We start from the raw sequence: 21,767 nt of genomic DNA, 5'->3' as shown, positions 1-21,767 counted from the left end.
TTCAGATTTGTCAGGAACAGCCTAATTGAGTTAGTAATGGGATCAAAACTGAAAACAATAATTAAACAGCTAATAGAGCAAATTTCTAAAACTGTAGTTGCGGTAAAGCCAACAAGAAGCTTTCCCAAAATTAAAGTTCGGCAAAATAAAAGCAGGTTGCACCAAACATATAAATAGCTTAACTTAATAGCATTGGAGACGCTAAGACCAGGTGAGGGACAATGTGACGATTGAAATCTGTGTTTATCTGTGCGCATCTGTGGTTAAAAGGGCTTAAGTTAATGACATTTTTGTTCCGTCGACTAACGTTTTTTTGGTGCTATTTTAAGATTGTTGTATTGTATTATAAATATTACAACGCCGCAATCTCTTTCCTGTTTGATATTTTGTTTATTTGTGTCATTTATTTGCCGATACGCTCTACTTCCTTAATAAAACTGACTACCTACAGCCAACCGATCATCTACATTTTAACCAAATATTACGCTCATGAGATTATTCAATCTATTGAAGGGCTCTTTACTGATCTTTTTAGTTTTTGGCCTGTCCCTGTTTTGCCTTGCACAGACCACCTATAATTTTAATGCAGGGGCAACAATAACAACGCCTTCGGGTTCTCCCTGGGCCACACAAGCTGTTATTACTATTGCTGGCGTTAATTATAAACTTACCTCGGGAGGAAACGGAGGTTTTAGCATTAGTGCAACAGGCGGAAGCGGCAATTCTGCTTCTTTGTGGAAAACTGGTGCCGGAGGAGACACCTTCAGATTGGAGCGCGCAGATGGACAGCCTTTTAATTTTTATTCGATGTATGTTAGGCACGAAGGCTATAACAGTTACAACGGCCAGTTTGGTATCGTTATCCCGCCATGGTATATTGTTACCTATAATAAAGTTGCAGGAGCAGCCGAAACGGATCAGGATAATTCTCCTATAGTTGGAGGATCGAACGCAATTACCACTACAACCAATACTTTCACCAGAACATTGGCCGTAAATAGTGTTGATATATATTTTAAAGCAAATAATGGTTATTGGATCGATGATATAAGGGTTGGAATAGCTACCGGAACAGAAGTGGCCCCAACTGTTAGTACTACAGCGGCTACCACTATTCAGACTAATTCGGCTGTATTAGGTGGGAATGTAACTGCCGATGGAGGTGCCACTGTAACCGAAAGAGGTATTGTATGGTCAACCAGTGGTGTTCCAACAACTTCGAACAACAAGGTGCAAAACGGAAGTGGTACGGGTAGTTTTAGTGCTACGATTTCTTCCCTTCCGGCAGGTACCCTGATCAATTATAGGGCTTACGCAATTAATTCAGAAGGCACCAGTTACGGTGCGAACAGTCCATTTACCACTCTGGCTTTGCCAACCATTACTTCAGCAGCTTACAATGCATCAACAGGGACATTGACCGTAACAGGTACAGGCTTACAGGCTAAAGCAGGTGCTGCCAATGATGTCGATATTTCTACCTTAACACTTACCGCTGAGGGCGGTAGTACTTATACGCTCACAAGTCCCGATGTGGAAATTACCAGCGCAACAGCCTTTAGCGTGACTTTGAACGCCACCGACAGATCGGCCTTGGGCATGATTATAAATAAGAATGGTACAACCTCTACAGGAGGTACTGTTTATAACCTAACAGCCGCAAACGGCTGGATGGCCAACGTAAGTTTAAATGCAGATGCAACCAATGCGGTTACGGTGAGTGGGGTAGCCGTACCGGCCATTACTTCTGCAACTTACAACGGAACAACAGGGGTGATGGTAGTGAGCGGAACCGGCTTTCTTATTAGAAGTGGTGCGCTCAACGATATTGATGTCACTAAGCTGACCGTTAAAGGCCAGGGTGGCGCTACCTATACCTTAACTTCGGCCGGCGTTGAAGTCACTTCCGCACAGTTGTTTTCTGTTGCATTAAATGCAGCCGATAAAGCCGCACTTGTTCCTGTTTTAAACAAGAATGGTCTTTCGGCACAGGATGGCAATATTTATAACCTGGCTGCTGCAGACGATTGGAACAGGGGTGCGGATCCGGCATTAACTACAGCAGATCAAACTGGAAATAGTATTCAGGCCACACTTCCAATTTCACTTTTTCCAGTAACATTGCCAAATCCGGTATACGGAGCGGCTTACAGCCAGAACGTTACTGCTTCAGGCGGTACAGGGGGTTATACCTTTATGTTAAGTGCAGGCAGTCTGCCAGCAGGCATGTCCCTGAGCCCAGCGGGTGTTCTTTCAGGAACGCCTTCACAGGCCGGAATTTTTAACTTTACAGTCCAGGCTGCTGATGGCAATTCGGTAACTGGCACACGCGCATATAACATACAGATTGCTGCGCCAACGGTCGTACTCAATCCGGTTACTTTACCCGATCCGGTTCTTACGGTCGCCTATAGCCAGCAACTGTCTTCTACCGGTGGGATAGCGCCATACACCTATCTTGTTGGTGCAGGTGCACTACCTGCAGGCCTGTCGCTCAGCAGCACAGGTCTTATCTCGGGAACACCAACAGCCTCTGGTACCTTTAATTTTTCTATATTCTCAAGCGATATTTCTCCTTTTAATGGGGTAAGGGCCTATTCAGTTACTGTTGCACCGGCTGTGATCACCATCAGCCCTGCTACACTTCCTGATGCGGTGGTTGGATCGGCCTATAGCCAATCTCTGTCATCTACCGGGGGAGTATTACCTTATACTTATTCGATTACTGCCGGTGCGCTGCCTACAGGTATCACGCTGAGCGCTGCTGGAGTACTGTCGGGAAGTGCCACAGCAGCTGGAAGCTATTCCTTTACCGTAAAAAGTACAGATGCATCTTTGGGCAGTAAATCTCAGGCTTATAGCATTAATGTTGCTCAGGCCGATATTACAATAAGCCCTGCTACTTTGCCTAATCCTACTTTGGGCGCCGCATATAGCCAAACCTTCTTATCTGTGGGCGGAACAGCGCCTTATACTTATTCGATTACTGCCGGCGCGCCCCCTACAGGTATCACGCTGAGTGCTGCTGGAGTATTGTCGGGAACGGCCACTGCACCAGGAAGCTATACTTTTACGGTAAAAAGTACTGATGCGTTTTCGAGCAATAAATCAGTATCATACACCATAGCGATATCGGCGCTAACAATTTCTGCCCCTGCCAACTTTCCTGTGGGCTTAAGCACTACTTATGGAACGGCATCCGCTACAACTAGTGTAACTGTATCCGGTACCGGATTATTGGCAGGAATTACGGCTACCCCATCATCAACCACCAATTTTGAGGTGAGTGCCGATGGTACAACTTTCGGTCCTTCTGCCATCATCGGTAGTTCTGGTACGGTGTCCGGGACTGTATATGTAAGACTAAAAGCAACTGCATCCGCTGGTACAAATTTAGGAAATGTGATATTAACAAGTGCAGGTGCAAATAGTGCTACGATAAACATACCCTCGAGTACAGTTTTAAAGGCAACATTAACTTATACTTCAAATGCGATATCAAAAGTTTATGGGGCAAGTGTTCCGGTTTTAACAGGAACAGTAACCGGCTTTGTAAATTCGGAAATTATAACAACCGCAACAACCGGCACTATTAGTTGGTCAAGCTCTGCTACAATAAGTAGTGCTGTTGGTTCATATAATATTAATGGTGGAGGACTAACGGCAGCAAACTATAATTTTGTACAGGCTGCAGCTAATGCCTCAGCTTTAACCGTTACACCAAAACCATTAACTGTATCAGCAACCGGGAATAATAAACTGTACGACGGGACTGCAACTGCAACGGTAACCCTTAGCGATGACCGTGTAGCAGGCGATGTATTTACCGAAAGTTACACAGGAGCTTCATTTGCATCGGCTGCTGTAGGAATAAATAAACCGATAACGGTTACGGGCATTACCATTTCTGGTGGTGCATCGGGCAATTATACATTAGGCAATGCAACCGCATCAACAACAGCAAACATTTCGGTTAGAACAATTACAATAAACCCAACTGTAAATTCGAAAATTTACGGAAACGTAGACCCTGCGCTAAACTTTACCGCTACACCAGCTTTAGCTACCGGTGATAGCTTTAGCGGATCACTTACCCGTGCAGCGGGGGAGAATATTGGTACTTATGCCATTACCCAGGGTACGCTTTCGGCTGGAAGCAATTATGCAATAACTTTTACCGCAGGTACAAATTTTACAATCAATAAAAGAGCAATTACGGTTACGGCTACTGGACAATCAAAAGGATACGGTAATGTTGATCCCTTCCTAACCTATACGCTTGGCGGATCTGGCTTGGCTTTCGCCGATACCTTTAGCGGCAGTTTATCACGCGCACCAGGAGAAAATGTTGGCAGCTATGCCATCACCCAGGGTACCTTAGCACTAAGCACTAATTATGCGATCACCTTTACTCCTGGAATAAATTTTACAATCAATCCAAGGACGGTAACGGTTACAGCTACTGCACAATCGAAAGAATACGGTAGTGTTGATCCCTTCCTTACCTTTACGGTTGGCGGATCAGGCCTGGCCTTTGCCGATACCTTTAGCGGAAGCTTAAGCAGACTGCCAGGTGAAAATGCAGGTGATTATGCCATTATTCAGGGTACCCTTGCATTGAGCAGCAACTATGCTTTAAGCTATGTTGGTGCGGATTTTACCATCGGCAAGAAAACGATAACGGTAACCGCGGTAGCCAAAAGCAAAAGTTATGGTGATGCCGATCCGGCGTTAACTTACACTTTCGCCCCAGCATTAGTTACGGGCGACAGCTTTAGCGGGTTTCTTAGCCGTTCGGCAGGAGAAAACGTGGGCACCTATCCGATCGATCAGGGCAGCCTGGCTTTAAATGCAAATTATAACTTGAACTATGTAGGAGCTGATTTTGTGATAGGCAAAAAGATCATTACGGTAACCGCATCTGCCAAAAGCAAAACTTATGGTGATGCAGATCCGGCACTGACTTATACTTTCAGCCCGACGCTGGTAGGTACTGATACTTTTACGGGAGCATTGAGCAGATTGCCTGGTGAAAATATCGGAACCTATGCCATTAACCAGGGTACACTTACACTGAACAGCAATTATACCTTAAATTATGTGGGCGCAAATCTCACTATTGGCAAAAAAACAATAACGGTAACAGCAATAGCGAAGAGTAAAATCCAGGGCGCTGCCGATCCGGTACTGACCTATACTTTTGCCCCGGCTTTGGTAACAGGCGATAGCTTTACGGGATCCTTGAGCAGAGCAGCTGGTGAAACCACTGGTACATATGCCATTACCCAGGGTACACTGGCATTGAACGGAAACTATATGCTGACCTACATCGGGGCCAATCTGACCATCGAAGCGAAAACCGTAATAACAGTAACCGCGGTAGCGAAAAGCAAAACCTATGGTGATGCAGATCCGGCATTAACCTACACTTTTACCCCGGCATTGCAAATAGGTGATAGTTTTACGGGATCCTTAAGCAGAGCGGTTGGTGAGAATGTTGGTACCTATGCAATTGGTCAGGGTACCCTTGCCCTTGACGGGAAGTATACCATAACTTACGTTGGTGCTGACCTGACCATTGGCAAAAAAACAATAACGGTGACAGCAGCAGCGAAAAACAAAGCCTATGGTGATGCTGATCCGGCGTTGACCTATACTTTCGCTCCTGCACTGCAAACAGGTGATAGCTTTACTGGATCCTTAAGCAGGGCGGTTGGTGAGAATATTGGTACTTATGCCATCAATCAAGGTACACTTGCACTAAGCAATAACTATAGCATAGCATTTAGTAGTGCCGATTTAACTATCGCTAAGAAAACCATTATGGTAACTGCTGCTGCTAAGAATAAAAGCTATGGTGATGCCGATCCGGCCTTGACCTATACTTTTGCCCCGGCATTAGTAACGGGCGATAGCTTTAGCGGATCACTTAGCCGTGCGGCAGGCGAAAATGTGGGCAGCTATCCGATCAATCAGGGCAGCCTGACTTTAAATGCAAATTATACCCTGAACTATATAGCGGCAAATTTGGTAATTGCTAAGAAAACCATTACGGTAACCGCGGCCGCTAAGAATAAAAGCTATGGGGATGCCGATCCGGCGTTGACCTATACTTTTGCCCCGGCATTGGCAACGGGCGACAGCTTTAGCGGATCACTTAGCCGTGTGCCAGGCGAAAATGTAGGTATCTATCCGATCAACCAGGGCAGCCTGGCTTTAAATGCAAATTATATCTTGACTTATACGGGAGCCGATCTGACCATCGGAAAGAAAACCATTACGGTAACTGCCGCTGCCAAGAGCAAAACTTACGGAGATGCCGATCCGGCGCTGACCTATACTTTTGCCCCGGCATTGGGAACAGGCGACAGCTTTAGCGGATCACTTAGCCGTGTGGCTGGCGAAAATGTAGGCGTATATGCTATTGTCAGTAGTACCTTGAGCGCGGGTGCTAATTACACTATAGATTTTAAAACAGCTGACCTGACAATTAATAAGGCGGTGCTAAGCGTAACTGCAGATGCAAAGCAGATGTGCCAGGGAGCCGATCTGCCAGTATTTACTTTAAGCTACAACGGTTTTAAATTTTCTGACAATGCAAACAGTCTAGACACAAAACCATCAGTAAACAGCACCGGAAGCAGGTCTTCTGCGGCTGGAGATTATGTGCTTTCGCCAATAGGCGGCGTATCTGCCAATTATACTTTTAATTATATCAACGGTGTGTTCAAGATCAATCCCCTTCCCCTTGTCACTATCAATAGCGACAAGGGAACCAATATCAGCAGGGGAGAGACGGCTATTCTTACCGTAACAGGAGCTGCAAGTTATGTATGGGCAACCGCAAGCGGCATCTTAAGCGGTCAAAATGCTGCCAGTCTTACCGTTAGACCAAAAGAAACCACTACTTATACCGTTACCGCGACAAACAGCAGCGGATGCAGCCAGAGCCAGGCCATTACCCTGACTGTGGCCGAGAATCTTTCAAAAATCAAGGCGAACAACATTCTTACCCCAAATAATGATGGCTTTAACGATAAGTGGGTAATCGAGAATATCGACTACTATCCGAACAATGAGGTTAAGGTATTTGATAAGGCCGGAAGGATCATTTATAGTAAAAAGGCGTACGATAACAGCTGGGATGGAACAGTCAACGGAACGGCACTTTCGGAGGGTACCTATTATTATATTGTTGATTTCGGTACAGATAAGATGAGGGTAAAGGGTTTTATCACACTGGTAAGGGAAAATTAGTTAAATTAAAGAGAAGATCAAATGAAGACTTTATATAAATTATTGATGTTACTGGCCGTATGGATACCTGCAGCCAGTGTTCATGCGCAGCTGAATCCGCTTTCCTCACAGTATTATACCAACCGTTATGTGATTAATCCCGCATTTGCAGGTGCAAACAATGGCCTGCGCATAAACGGGGCCTACCGTAAACTTTGGGATAACGTTCCGGGTGCTCCGGTAACGCAGAATCTCACCGCCGACTATGGTTTCAGTAAAGTGGGTATAGGACTGAACATGAGCAATGAAAGTGCGGGGTTACAGCGGCAGACCCGCATAGTGGGCAGTTATGCCTACCACCTGCCTTTAAACGCAAACAACCAGCAGCTTCATTTTGGCCTGTCGGTAGGTTTCATGAACCAGCGTCTTGAAAACGCAGATATTTATGGCAATCCGAACGACCCGATGGTGGGGCTTTACAATGACCGGAAAACCTATCTTGATGGGGATTTCGGTATTGCCTATACTTCAGATAAACTGAGTATTGAGGGGTCGCTGCCCAACCTGAAAAGCTTTTTCAAAAAAGATGTGATCAAGCTGGCTGATGTGGCCACTTTTTATACAGCCATAAGTTATAAGATTACGCTGAGCGAAGGAATGGAGGGGATAGCGCTTGAACCAAAAGTAGCCTACCGCGGGGTGAAAGGCTTCGATAATATCTTTGATCTGAGTGCACAGGCCTGGATTGCAAACAAACAGGTGTTTTTGATGGGTGTATACCATAGCAGTGAAAATGCCACATTTGGTATTGGTGTAGACTTTAAAAGAAAATACCTGATCAGCGGGATGTACACCACACAGACCTCGGCCTTAAGTGCCTATACCAACGGCAGTTTTGAGCTGAATCTCCGGTTGAGCGTACTGTAAAATTTTGGCGGAAGGAAAATCTTGGGTATTTGAACGCATGAAGGAAATGGTGGTATCTTCTTGAAGCGTTAGCATAAACCTCTCTATTTTTACATGGAATAATGAGCATCTTTAAAGATCAGCTACACAATTTTGAAGTAATAAATGTGCTATCATTTAACTTTTAGAATGTAGCCCAGGCCATATACGTTTTCTATACTAACATGGCCAGAGGCCTTAAAGAGCCGCCTTAGCCTTGAAATAAAAACTTCAAGGCTTTTTCCATTAAAGTAATCGTCGTTTCCCCATAACGCCAATAAAATATCTTTCTTTTTAACTACCTGATTTATATTGCCAGCCAAATGGTCTAATACTTCCGATTCTCTAACGGTTAAGGAAACTTCTTTGCTGTCGGGCATCCGCAGAAACAGCTGATCTTTTTGGTACCTGATATCACCTATGTTGATAAATCCTGAACTGGATAAAGATTGTGCAGTTGGAGCGCTTGAAAACTTATTGATGATATTTCCTATTCTAAGCACCAGCTCCTCAATTTCGAATGGCTTTGAAATATAATCTATTGCACCGATCTTGAGGCCGCGAAGACGGTCCTGTTTTTCGTTATGTGCCGTTAGAAAGAAAAAAGGTTGATTGGAGTTGATCATTACCATCTCTGAGGCCAGGTCAAAGCCATTCATATCTGGTAGCTGTACATCCACAATAACCAATTTGTTATCAAGCTGGTTTGCGCTATAATATGCCAATGCTTCTGAAGCAGTTTTGAACCATAGCACACTGAATCCCCTCAATTTCAGGTACTCTGAAATTACATTGCCCAGGTCTATTTCATCTTCAATTATTACGATATCATAACTCATAAAATTCTTTGATTAATGATTTGTACTAATTAGGGTCTGCTCCTTAGGGATATGAATCAGAAACTCGGTCCCTTTTCCCAATGTTGTTCTTACATTGATTTCCCAGCTGTGAATATCAATACATTGTTTAACGTAATATAAGCCCAGTCCCAGGCCCGAAACGGTATTGTCTTTGCCCGCACGGAAAAACTTATCAAATATTTTTTCCTTCATCGCGTCTTCAATTCCTTTTCCATTATCTTTAATATGGATGGTATATCCGTCAATATGCTCGGTAATGAAGAGCACAGTCATTTTTATATCGCTATGATTGTGCTTAAAGGAGTTGTCGAGGATGTTTTGTAACATGGTGGTAAACACAAAAGGATCAATCATGATCATTATTTCCGAGCCATGAGGATCAAAAGTAAGACTATTTGGCTCTTGAACTTTTATTTTATAATCATTAACCAAAGTAAGAATGGCATAATTAAGATCTGTTTCCTCCAGGTTAATGTTGCTGTTGATTTCCGAAATTTCCAGCATCTGGTTAATGTGGGAGTGAAGTCGCCGTGCCTGTCTCTCTACAATATTTACGAGTGCATTTACGCGTGTCCTGTCATTGAGCACCTCATCTTCGTGCAGGCTTTTGCTTGCCACTAATATAGTTGTAATGGGGGTGTTAAATTCATGTTTAATACTGTTTAGGAAATCAGATTTAACATCCGTTTCTTTTTTCTGCCGCATCCAGCTGATATAGGTGTAATAATTAATGCCTACAATAATAATAATGCAAAGCGCAACCAATAAAAATGTTGGTAGCATTTGATAGGCAACTTTTAAGGTGCGGCCCGGAGGATCGACAAAAAGATTAAAGGTAACTCTATAATCGTACACCAGTTTGCCACTAACAGAGAGGTTAGTTACCCTATTCTGAACGCTCGGATTAGTCAGTGTACCATCAATGATAACGCCAAACGGTGTTTTTTGGCCTGCTTTGAACAACGTATCGGTACTGGTGTCAAATACGGTGATGTCGCCTATATTGGTGTCGAAGTTAATCTCAATTGACTGGAAAGTGAGCAGATACTGCAGATTGGAATCTAACCCATTCCTTTTAACGATCGAGCGGAAAACACTGTCCATAGTACTTTCTTTTCGCAGGTCTTTTAATAGTGTATTACTAATGCTTTGCGAGCGTTTAACAAATTCTTTCTTGTTGCTTAAGTATGCTTGTTTAAGCGCGGGCATATTTCTCGAGAGGATCGAATCGATAATCTTTCCGCCGCCCTTATAAACTTTGTCTTCGGATATACTGCGCCCATATTCATCATTAATCAGCGTTTTTTCTTTTAAACTATAGTCCCTGTCTCTCAGAACGTAAGAATTATAGGTTAACCTGAGCTGTACCAGAAGCAATATCAGAAAACTGACTAATACTACTGACTTATATATACGATCTTTCATTTTATCCTTTAAAAATAGCCGTATTATTTCATAAATACCATAACGTTAAGCTTTTGTTAGGTTTCTGTTACGTTTTCGTTCGACAAATTCTTTCAATGTCGGCTGTAGCTTTGAATAATTGAAAGCAGATCTCAATGAAAACCAGATCAATTGATCGATTGGAATTAATAAGTATCTGTAACCCAATAAGTCTTTTAAATAAATAACACAAATCACATAACCAAAAAAAGAGAAATGACCTTTAAAAGGATTTTATCATTATTGCTTATCGTTTCGGGAACGATAGCTATTTATCCGGCAATGGCTCAGCAAAAATCGGCCAATAAACCACTGACTGAACTTCAACAGGATTTTGTTGACCTTGGGTTGGGTATGTTTATCCACTATGGGATGCCAACTTTTATGGATCAGGACTGGTCTGACCCTGATGCCGATCTTTCATTGTTCCAATCGCCAAAGCTGGATGCAGACCAATGGGCAAAAGCTGCAAAATCTGCTAACATGACCTATGGTTGCCTTACCACCAAACACCATAGTGGTTTCCCGATCTGGAATACCAAAACTACAGCCTATAACGTAATGAACACGCCACTAAAGCGCGATGTAGTTAAGGAATATGCAGATGCTTTCCGCAAAAACGGATTAAAGGTAATGTTGTATTATTCCATATTGGATACCCACCATGGCATCCGCCCAAACCAGATTACTCCAGCCCACATTAAGATGATCAAAGATCAGATTACCGAACTGCTCACCAATTATGGCGAGATCACAGCGTTGATTATCGATGGATGGGACGCGCCATGGTCGAGGATTTCTTATGATCAGGTACCTTTTGAAGATATCTATTACCTGATTAAATCAATACAGCCAAACTGTTTGGTGATGGATTTAAATGCAGCAAAATATCCTACACAGGCGCTATTTTATACCGATATCAAATCTTATGAGCAGGGCGCAGGCCAGTTTATTTCTAAAGAAAACAACAAGCTTCCGGCACTTGCCTGCCTTCCTCTGCAGGCCAACTGGTTCTGGAAAACGTCTTTTCCTACCACTCCGGTAAAAAACGTACCTGAGCTGGTGAATAAATTCATCATTCCTTACAACGGTGCCTATTGCAATTTTATTCTCAATGTAGCGCCCGGTAAAAATGGTTTAATAGACGATAATGCTTTGGCAGCACTTAAAGAAATGGGCCAGATTTATAAAAAATCTACAGATCTTCCACGTATTCCTGCGCACGCTGCACCGATTATTTCGAGCAACATCGCCAAGCACATAAAAAGCAACAGCAGCTGGGGTGATGATATGAATATCATGGATTTTGCCAATGATGATGATTTTGGTTCGAGCTGGTCGTCCAATCACACCGTAAAATCGCCATGGTATGAACTGAATTTCGAAAAAGCTGTTCCCTGCAATATGGTGGTGCTAACCGCTGGCAATAACAGAAAAGCTACCTACAGTTTACAGTATTATGCAAATGGTAAATGGAATGCTTTAGCTGCCAAAAATGAGGGAGAGAAAAAGGTAAGTATTTTTAGATTCGAGCGCATCTGGTGCGAAAAAATAAAGGTAACCATTACAGACTTTGATAACCCGCCCGCTATTGCTGAACTAGGGGTGTTTAACGAAAGAAAATAAATAGGATAGCCGGATCATTTTTGGCCCGGCTAATTTATTAAACTATTCAGAAAGTATATAAATGATAGCTTGTCGAACGACCTGTTTATAAAATTACAGGCATTTCGACAAGCTTATTGTGACAGATTTATAAAAACTTTACGATTTAATAAAGGCTAAAATATCCTTGTTAATTGTTTCCGCCTCTGTTGTAGGCATACCATGAGGGAAACCTGGGTAAGAGATCAGTTTTCCATTTGGCAACAATTTTGCCGCTCTTGGTGCCTGGTTAAAAGGAACTATCTGGTCGTCTTCTCCATGCAATACCAATGCCGGAATTTCCACACTTTTTAGATCTTCAGTGAAATCTGATTCCGAAAATGCTTTAATCCCCTCATAATGTGCCAATACAGACCCCATCATGCCCTGGCGCCACCAGTTGTGTTTTATTCCTTCCTGAACGGTTTTGCCATCACGGTTCCATCCGTAAAATGCTACCGGGAAATCGTAAAAATATTGGGCTCTGGTAAAACCCGTGCCCTGACGGATTTCATCAAATATCGCCAATGGCACACCTTCCGGATTGCTTTCGTTTTGGATCATAATCGGCGTTACTGCACTGATTAGAACTGCTTTTGCAACGCGGCCTTTTCCATGTTTCGCCACGTAACGGATTACTTCACCACCACCTGTGGAGTGGCCAATGTGGATCGCATCTTTCAGGTCGAGTGCTGCTGTTAGTTCTGCAATATCGGCTACATAGGTATCCATATCATTGCCATTGGCACTTTGACCTGAGCGGCCATGCCCACGGCGGTCATGCGCAATCACCCGATATCCCTGTTTCAGGAAAAACATCATTTGTGTATCCCAGTCATCTCCAGATAATGGCCATCCATGATGAAAAACGATTGGTTGTCCCGTTCCCCAATCTTTGTAATAAATTTCAGTTCCGTCTTTTACTTTAATTGTACTCATAGCTTTTTATGATTAATTTTAATTGTTTAAAGCAGTTTTTGCGAATTACCCCAAATTAATAATTGATGTAAAGGTAATCGTTAAACTGTATATTAAGTTTCGTGCTCACTTATTACAATTTGTGATCCATTTTGTTAAGTATTTGGTTTTTAGGTGTTTGTTGTTTGTTTGTTGATTTTTCATTTGCGCTATTTCGTTAATTTACGTTAGTTGTTTGGAGAAATAAATATCGCTGAATGATTTTTGATTTGTGCTTTGGCGGTGAGATAATCGTATGGATTAAACCAACATCTGGAGCAATAGTTTCCTGCCTTATTGCATTACCCGTTTATTGTTTGCTTAGCGGATTTCAGCAATTATTCCAAGTAAAATTACGTTATATCGTTAATTTTTTTGCTGAAATAACAACCTTTTTAAAGCTCAAATAACTGGTTATTTGTTGATTATATTTGTGGTTTATTCTTTGTGAGAAAAAGCCATGCATTATACCCTTCTTCAGTTCATTATTTTACTTTCGGCAGCTTTCCTGTTGATCATGCTGGCACAAAAGGTAAAAATTTCCTATCCTATATTTTTAGTAATTGCCGGTCTGGGTATCAGCTATATTCCGGGTATCCCGCCAATGTCTATAGATCCTGAAGTTATATTTCTGATTTTTCTTCCTCCGCTGCTTTATGAGGCTGCCTGGTATACCTCATGGAATGATTTCTGGCGCTGGCGCAGGCCGATCAGTTTGCTTGCTTTTGGTCTGGTTATTATCACATCGGTAGCCGTTGCATTTTTAACCTCTTCCATGATTCCCGGTTTTACACTCGCCATGGGCTTTTTACTTGGGGGCATTGTTTCGCCACCTGATGCCATTGCGGCAACATCGGTATTGAAGAATATTAAAGTGCCAAAACGGATTAACACCATTTTGGAGGGCGAAAGTCTGGTTAACGATGCCTCAAGTTTAATTGTGCTCCGTTTTGCCTTAGCTGCGGTAATTACAGGGCAGTTTTCGCTTTCAAATGCAGCAGGTGACTTTTTCTTAAGTACTGTTATGGGCATTGTAATCGGATTGGCCGTGGCTCACGTATTATATCTTATCCATCGGTTTTTACCTACTACACCCAGCATCGATGCTGCCATCACTTTAATTTCGCCCTATTTTATGTATCTGGCTGCTGAGCAGTTCCATTTTTCGGGTGTGATGGCTGTGGTAAGCGGCGGTTTGTTTTTATCATACCGATCGCACGAAATTTTTGTAGATGGGCAAAGCCGCTTGCAGGCCATCAATGTATGGGCAACCTTAACCATGATCCTAAATGCCCTGGTATTTATTTTGATCGGACTGGAATTACCGATCATAATGGCCGGCTTAGAAGGTTATTCAATTTGGGAAGCCTTTAGTTATGGACTGATTATTAGTGCACTTGTAATTGTACTCCGTATCGCCTGGATTTATCCCGTAGCTTTTATACCAAGGTGGCTATCTGCCAGGGTAAGAAGGACTGAAGCCCACCCAGGCTGGAAAGGCCCGTTAATTATCGGCTGGGCTGGAATGAGGGGAGTAGTTTCTTTAGCCGCGGCACTCTCATTGCCCATTACTACTGCTGCCCACATTAATTTTCCACACCGTAACCTGATCATCTTCATCACGTTTGTGGTTATTTTGGTTACCCTGGTTTTTCAAGGGCTTACTTTGCCTTATATCATCAAGGCGATCAACATTTACGAAATTGATCCACTGGTACCTGATGAGCAGCAAGAGGCCAGCATTAAACAGCGACTGTTAAATGTTTCATTAAACCGCTTAAGGGAAAACTACGCACAGGAAATTGAAGGAATCGGATTGGTAAATGGTTTGAAAAATGAACTAGAGAACAGCTTAAACCATACCTCCAGAAGACTCGAATCGATGGAGTGCGAAGCAATCGAAAATGCAGAGATGGAAGTTTATAACCATATCTTAAAAGATATTTATCATATCCAGCGGCAAGAACTTCACAAAATCCGCAAGGAAAAGCAATTTAGTGATGAGATAATCAGGAAGCAGGAAATGCAGATCGATTTATCAGATACCAAAATTCCGCATAAGAAATTGCAGTAAAAAGTAATGGCTAAATGGTTTATATAGCAGTGGCGAGGCGCTGCGAAACAGAATCTTTTACATAGTTTAAAGATCTCTCCTCCAAAGGAGTTCCTTGGAGCACTAAAGTCGATATGACGATTTATCTTAACCTAAATCACAGCGCTTAATCGACTCCAGACTCAAGACTACCGACTAAAACCTAAAGCCCTACTTAACAAATTCAAATTTTATCCCTAGTTTTTTAATTTTAGAATTTAATGTCGTGGAAGGGATATTCAGGATTTCTGCCGCGCCGCCCGGGCCAAATATTTTGCCTTTACACAGCTGCAAAATGCTCATAATATGCTCTCTCTCCATTTCTTCCATGGTTTTGATTTTGAAATGATCATCTCCAGAAAAACCTGTAACGGATGTCGAATTGGGAAGTTCAACTTTAGTAATCATTTCCCCTTCAGTTAACAGCATACTTCTTTCTATCAGGTGCTCCAATTCCCTTACATTTCCAGGCCAGTGATAATCCTGCATTTCATTCAATGCATCCGTAGATATTGAAGTAACTGATGACGATCCTTTTTTGCCATATTTGTCAATAAAATAAGCAGCCAGAGCAGGTATATCTTCTTTTCGGTCTCTCAGCGCAGGTAATTCTATCGGGAAAACATTCAAGCGGTAATATAAGTCAAGGCGGAAACGGCCTTCTGCAACTTCTTTCTCCAGATTTCTGTTGGTGGCTGTAATGATCCTAACGTTTATCTTTTTGGTATAATTTCCGCCCAAACGTTCAATTTCTTTTTCTTGGAGCACCCTTAATAGTTTTACCTGGGCTTCTAAGGGAAGTTCACCTATCTCATCCAGAAAAATCGAACCTCCGTCTGCCTGTTCAAACTTGCCGATGCGTTTTTCGTTCGCGCCTGTAAAACTTCCTTTTTCATGTCCGAAAAGTTCCGATTCTATTAACGTTAAGGGTAAAGCTGCACAGTTTACGGTAATTAAAGGTTTGTTTTTACGGGGAGATAATTTATGGATGGTCTGGGCGATTTTTTCTTTTCCGGTACCACTTTCACCCAAAATAAGCACCGAAGTATCGTCGGGTGCCACCAGTTCCAGTTTCTTAAATGCGGCGTGCAGTAAAGCACTGTTACCAATAATGCCATTAAGATCCTTTTGGAATATTATAGCTTGTTCTTTTTTGATAATTGGCTTTTCAACTACAGGTAAGCCCATAGCTGGAGTTTGAGCTATGCTATCCTTACTTAAAATAATTTTAGCTATAATGAGCTCCAGGCTTTTCTTAAATTGGGCGATAATACCCGAATGAACTTTTGTGTAGATATCTGAAAGCTGGCTGAAAAAAACGAACTGAAATACATCCCCGTCTCTTTCGACTTCGGTAATCAGGGCCGATTCAAGCTTGTAATGGTCTGAAAGCGCCTGTACCGATAGACTTTCCATTCTCAGTTTCCGAAAATCATATCCGTTAAAGATTGGTTTCCCATTATGGGCAAGCGCTGTGCTGTTCCAGGTTTTAAAATCACGATCTGAAATATTGGTTTCTTTCAGTAAAGCGTCGGTGCTGAAGATATTGAACGTTCCATCGAAAGTGCGGCTGATGTAAACATCTTTTGTTGTTGTGCGTGGCTTTGATCTGGTAATCCAGAGAAAATCGAAAGGTACAACGGGGTGCATCGCCGCACTGATCTGTTTCAAACGCTGCGAAACCGGTTCCTGCTTTTGCGCAATATGTTCAATCTGTTTATGTAGTGGTGGCTCTTTATGATGGTTATATTTCAGGTTTTGTTCATGTCTGTAACGGGCAATATCCAACATTACCATCAGGTCTTTTTCGCGGAAAGGTTTAACCAAAAAGCCATAGGGCAGGGTTGCTTTTGCGGCTTCTAAAATCCCCTGATTGGTGTTTGCGGAAATATAAATAAAAGGGATTCCCATTTCGGTAAGCTGGCCAGCCAGATCAATTCCCGTTTTGTCGCCCTGCAAAAAAATATCCAACAGTATCCAGTCGGGTTCTTTCGCTGCGATCAGCTCAAGCGCCTTTACCACCGATGGTGCTATCCCACATACTGTATAGCCAGCTTTTTCGAGCATAATCCTAAGATCGTTGGCTACAATAAATTCATCTTCTACAATTAAGATTTTCTGTTTCATTTTCTATATCGGGCGAGCGTTAGATATAAATCAACGGCCAACAAAGGTCTCTTTTTGATTAATACAGTCTGTTCAAGACAAGAAAAATACCAATCCTTAAGTTTTTGTTTATCAGTGTTTTATTGTATGAGTTGGTTTTTGGAATTCATGATATATCGTCGATTTACTAAATGTCACTAACGTTTTATATCCAGTTTTTTAATTTTAGAACTCAAAGTAGTTGCCGGAATGCCCAATAATTCTGCCGCACCGCCGCTGCCTGCAACCTTACCTTTGCAGAGCTCCAAAACTCTGATGATATGGTCTCTTTCATTGTCAATAATCGTTTTTATTCCATTTTGCGAAAGCGGTTCTTCAATTTTAACTCCAAGTTCCAAATGATCGGGATTAAGTTTTCCATCCGATGAAAGCAGTACACTCCTCAACATTACATGTTCCAATTCTCTGATATTGCCAGGCCAATCATATAACATCAGCCGATCCATAAAATCAGTTGGAATTTCGGTAATGTTTTTACCTACTGCTTTTGCATGTTTCTGAACAAAGTATTCTGCCAATAGCGGGATGTCGGTCTTTCGTCGACAAAGCGGAGGAACGTGGATTGGAAAAACATTAAGACGATAGAAGAGGTCCAACCTAAACCTGCCTTTTGCAATCTCTTTCTCTAAATTGAGGTTTGTTGCAGCAATTATTCTTAAATCGACTTTAATAGGTTGTTTGCCACCAATCCGTTCAATTTCTTTCTCCTGCAACGCTCGGAGAAGCTTTGCCTGCAGATCGAAGGGCATTTCTCCGATCTCATCGAGAAAGATGGTGCCACCGTTTGCCTCTTCAAATTTTCCGATTCTGGTGTTCACAGCACCTGTAAACGAGCCTTTTTCATGACCAAATAGAATGGATTCAATTAAATCTGCAGGTAGTGCAGCACAATTTACGGCCACAATTGGCTTTGCGCTTCTATGCGATAAGCGGTGGAGGCTTTTGGCAACTTCTTCTTTTCCTGTCCCACTTTCCCCGGTTATCAATACAGATGTATCAGTTGGTGCAACAATTTTTATCTTGTCTAAAACACTGAGCAAAGCAGTACTTTTGCCAATAATATTTTCAAAATTTTTTTTCGCTACAGGATAGTTACCGCTTTCCTGATGTAAAACTGTTTCCGTTCCCGCTTTTTCAAGCTCGATAATATGGACCAACTTTTTCTCTAAAGTGCCTGATAAAAAGTTAAGCAGCTCCATGTGTGCGGGCTGGTAAATGTTTTCGGTTCTACTGTAAAACGAAAAGCTGATCTGATCGCCATTTTCCAGGTAGAATGTTTTTACCAGATTGGAATAAAGATGATAAGTGGTGGCGATTAAATTTTTCATGGGGGCAGCCTTTTTTACCCCCTCAAAATCATCACCAATGTAAATGGCGTCGGCTGTTGTTTCGGGTACCAGTTGATTGATGGTATCATATTCTGCCCTGCTTAAACCCGCGTATTTTAAGAACTCATTTGCTGTAAATAAGTCGTACTGGTCAAAATTTTTTCTGGTGATTCCAATTTCGCTATATCGTTTTCCATCTTTTGCAATACCAGAAAGTGCAATAAAATCAAAAGGAATATATGGCTGAAAGGCAGCTGCAATGGCTAAAATTTTCTTTTGCCAGGTTAACGATTTCATCGAAATATCTACAATGAAATCCTGCATAAAGCGCTCACTGCTCATCTTCATGTTATTGCTATTTTCCTTACGGTACCTGGCAATATCAATGCTTAATAAAATGTCCCGCTCACGGTAAGGTTTAACAATAAACCCGTACGGGCAGGTAGATTTTGCAGCCTCCAGCACTTTTTCATTCGAATTTGCAGAGATATAAATGAATGGGATCTGGCTTTTCATCAAATCGTAAGCCAGATCAATGCCGGTTAACCTGCCTTTAAGGTAAATATCTAAAAGAACCAGGTCTACCTGGTGTTTTTCCAGTAGGGCCTGTGCATTTTTAACAGAATCGGCAATGCCAACAACCTTGTAGCCGGCACGCTGCAAAATCATCTGCAGATCGTGCGCAACGATAAATTCATCTTCAACAATTAGAATTTTTTCTGTCCTCATCTTCAATTAATCTTTCAACAGCAATAAATCTTCACCTCTATTTATAAAAATTAAGCTTAACGAAACACCATCTTTGCTTTCCATCGTAAAAACACCATCAATTTGGGCACTCAGTCCCTTCATTAAAATAATGCCCAGTGTGTTGCATTGTTCATAATCAAAATCGGCGGGTAATCCGATGCCGTTATCTTTAATAAACAGTTTATAATGATCTGCCTGGCATTCTTTTAGGCTAATGATCACTTTTCCGCCATGACTATTAGGAAAAGCATATTTGAAAATATTGGTAATTGCCTCGTTAATAATTAAGCCAAGCGGAACAGCTTTCGAAATGTCCAGTTCGAGATTTAAAATATCCAATTCAAAGCTGATCTTTTTATCATCGTTCAGGCTTTCCTTTAAATATTCAACCAATTCTACAATATAAGGCTGAATGTTAATGGTCGCCAGATTTTCTGTTTGGTAAAGCTTTTGATGAATCAATGCAATACTTTTCAGCCGGTGCTGACTTTCTTTTATGGCCTCAATTGCCGATAAATCTTCCAGGTAATAACTTTGGCTGTTCAGTAAACTCATTGTTAACTGCAAGTTGTTTTTAACCCGATGGTGCACTTCCTTAATTAAGCTTTCCTTCTCTTCAATTAGATTATTTTTTTGTTGAATATTTAGCTCGAGTTCAGCGTAGGCAAGATCTATATCTGCTTTTTTCTTTACCAGAGTATCATGAAGTTTCTTTTTTAACCGAAACCTGCCATAGATTAAAACAAGCACGATAGTTAAAAAAGCCAGCCCGGCGATAGTGGCGTTCTTGATCCACTGAATGCGGTTAAGTTCCTGACTTTGTAATTGCGATTTCTTCCTGAGGATTTCATTTTCATTCTCTTTCTGTGAGGCCTGGAATTCAATCTTCAATCGCTCAATGGTGTTTAAATTCTCCTGGCTAAGCATCGAATCTCTAAGCTTATGAAAGGTTTGCAGATGGATAATTGCCTCCGCTGGACGACCTGTAGATAGATCTATTTTGTAAAGAATTTCATTTAAGCGGATCTGCCTTGGCAAGGTCATACTGATCTGGTTTTCCCTTGCTTTTTCTGCAAACTGTAACGCTAGTTCGTATTTGTTCTGGGCAAAGTAAAATTCGCTTACAGAGAAGAAAACTGAAGTTTGGAAAGGGTTAGAGTATGTTTGTAATGTATTGTCTTCTAGTAGTTTGTTGAAATACTTTTTAGCCAGATCGTACTTTTTTAGCGCAGCATAACATTCGCCAAATGCCAGAAACATAAAATATTCATGCCCACTTGATGGATTGTTAACCTCGCTCCAGGTTTTTTCGAGTATGGCCAATGCTTTTTTGGCTTCACCCAGTTTGATCATTTGGCTCGTAATGGAATAAGCCGTAACAAAGCGGAAAGGATCTTTTTTATCGTTAACATCAAGGGTTTTACGGTACCAGGCAATGCTTTCTTTAGCTTTACCCATGGCCTCATAGGCAGAGCCTACCCGGTTTAAATAAGTGCCGAGCACTTCCTCGTGGTTGTTTTGTGCCGTTTTTACACTCAGTAATGCGTAATTCAATGCCTTACTGAGTTCTCCTTTTCTTTCATAAACTGCCGAAAGCAGATCATAGGCCATTGGCAGATCGGGAAGTTTGAATTTTTTATCCAGCGCTATAACCTCAAAAAGCTCTTTTATGGATAAATCAAATTTTTCTTCCTCCAAATGGAAATCTGCCATTGTTTTTAGGAGCGTTGCCTCTCTGTATTTTTCCTGGAATGAGGTGCCAATTTCTTTATATAAGGCATGTGCGGTAGCTGCCCGGTTGTAAAATGTTTTGTTTTTATAATCCGAAACGGTATCGGGAACATTAATGTAATACGAATACCATGCGATGGCTTCAAAGCGCTTGTTGCCGGTTTTTTGTGCAACAGCGATTGCCTTTTCATAGGTGAGTGCCTGCTGCACTCTTAAATGCTTTTTGTTCAAAAACCGGGCGTAAGCCATAAGGGTACGGAATTCCCAGTTTGGGGATTTAAGTTGATCATTTAAAATACGGGCTTTTTGCAGATAAGGCATTGCCCTCGCTAAATTTATGCTTTGGTCTTCCTGTTGATTGATGAAATGATCGGCAATTTTTAGCAGGTATTGGATGCGGTTTGTATCGCGTTTTGAATCAGCCAAAAGTCGCTGTAGCTTTTGAAGAGAATCTGCGGGATTTAGACTGTCTACCTGATTTCTGGCTGAAGTATTGCTGCTCTTAGTGAGCATTAAACTGAAAATCGCAAATAGCATGATGAGCACGATCGTTTTATTGACGTGCTTTACTGCCGCAACTTTTTTAAACAGTTTGTTTAATTCTATCATTAAATG

10 protein-coding genes are annotated in these 21,767 nt (G+C 41.8%); 4 read left to right on the top strand and 6 right to left on the bottom strand.

What is annotated here, in order from left to right; genetic code table 11:
• Positions 1 to 489: 489 nt before the first annotated feature.
• Positions 490 to 7,257 carry an MBG domain-containing protein gene (locus LQ201_RS23770; RefSeq protein ID WP_230146153.1) on the top strand — a complete coding sequence of 2,256 codons (6,768 nt, stop codon included), beginning with the start codon at positions 490 to 492 and terminating at the stop codon, positions 7,255 to 7,257.
• Between the two features lie 21 nt (positions 7,258 to 7,278).
• Positions 7,279 to 8,163 carry a PorP/SprF family type IX secretion system membrane protein gene (locus tag LQ201_RS23765; protein WP_230146152.1) on the top strand — a complete coding sequence of 295 codons (885 nt, stop codon included), beginning with the start codon at positions 7,279 to 7,281 and terminating at the stop codon, positions 8,161 to 8,163.
• Positions 8,164 to 8,315: 152 nt separating this feature from the next.
• Here LQ201_RS23765 and LQ201_RS23760 read toward each other — a convergent pair whose 3' ends face one another.
• Positions 8,316 to 9,020: a response regulator transcription factor gene (locus tag LQ201_RS23760; protein WP_230146151.1), complete on the bottom strand. Its 705-nt coding sequence runs from the start codon at positions 9,018 to 9,020 to the stop codon at positions 8,316 to 8,318.
• Between the two features lie 12 nt (positions 9,021 to 9,032).
• Complete coding sequence (locus tag LQ201_RS23755; RefSeq protein WP_230146150.1) at positions 9,033 to 10,466, bottom strand: sensor histidine kinase KdpD; 1,434 nt, start codon at positions 10,464 to 10,466, stop codon at positions 9,033 to 9,035.
• Positions 10,467 to 10,700: 234 nt separating this feature from the next.
• Between LQ201_RS23755 and LQ201_RS23750 the strand changes: the two genes are divergently transcribed.
• Positions 10,701 to 12,110, top strand: coding sequence for an alpha-L-fucosidase (locus LQ201_RS23750; protein WP_230146149.1), 1,410 nt, complete (start codon positions 10,701 to 10,703; stop codon positions 12,108 to 12,110).
• Between the two features lie 138 nt (positions 12,111 to 12,248).
• Here the strand turns inward: LQ201_RS23750 and LQ201_RS23745 are convergent, their stop codons facing one another.
• On the bottom strand, positions 12,249 to 13,067 hold the full coding sequence (locus tag LQ201_RS23745) for an alpha/beta fold hydrolase (protein WP_230146148.1): 819 nt from the start codon (positions 13,065 to 13,067) through the stop codon (positions 12,249 to 12,251).
• Positions 13,068 to 13,545: 478 nt separating this feature from the next.
• On the opposite strand from LQ201_RS23745, the gene LQ201_RS23740 reads away from it, so the two are divergent.
• Positions 13,546 to 15,159: a Na+/H+ antiporter gene (locus tag LQ201_RS23740; protein ID WP_230146147.1), complete on the top strand. Its 1,614-nt coding sequence runs from the start codon at positions 13,546 to 13,548 to the stop codon at positions 15,157 to 15,159.
• Positions 15,160 to 15,348: 189 nt separating this feature from the next.
• On the opposite strand, the gene LQ201_RS23735 is transcribed toward LQ201_RS23740, so the two are convergent.
• The 3 genes from LQ201_RS23735 to LQ201_RS23725 form a co-directional block, all read right to left on the bottom strand.
• Positions 15,349 to 17,304, bottom strand: a complete 1,956-nt coding sequence (locus LQ201_RS23735; RefSeq protein WP_230146146.1) for a sigma 54-interacting transcriptional regulator — start codon at positions 17,302 to 17,304, stop codon at positions 15,349 to 15,351.
• A 176-nt stretch (positions 17,305 to 17,480) separates the two neighbouring features.
• Entirely contained in the window at positions 17,481 to 19,400 is a 1,920-nt protein-coding gene (locus tag LQ201_RS23730; protein WP_230146145.1) for a sigma 54-interacting transcriptional regulator, read from the bottom strand.
• Positions 19,401 to 19,406: 6 nt separating this feature from the next.
• On the bottom strand, positions 19,407 to 21,761 hold the full coding sequence (locus LQ201_RS23725; RefSeq protein ID WP_230146144.1) for a histidine kinase dimerization/phosphoacceptor domain -containing protein: 2,355 nt from the start codon (positions 21,759 to 21,761) through the stop codon (positions 19,407 to 19,409).
• Between the last annotated feature and the right edge of the window lie 6 nt (positions 21,762 to 21,767).

This window comes from Pedobacter sp. Bi126 (assembly GCF_918698245.1).
Classification (GTDB): domain Bacteria; phylum Bacteroidota; class Bacteroidia; order Sphingobacteriales; family Sphingobacteriaceae; genus Pedobacter.
This window is presented reverse-complemented; position numbering and strand designations above follow the sequence as displayed.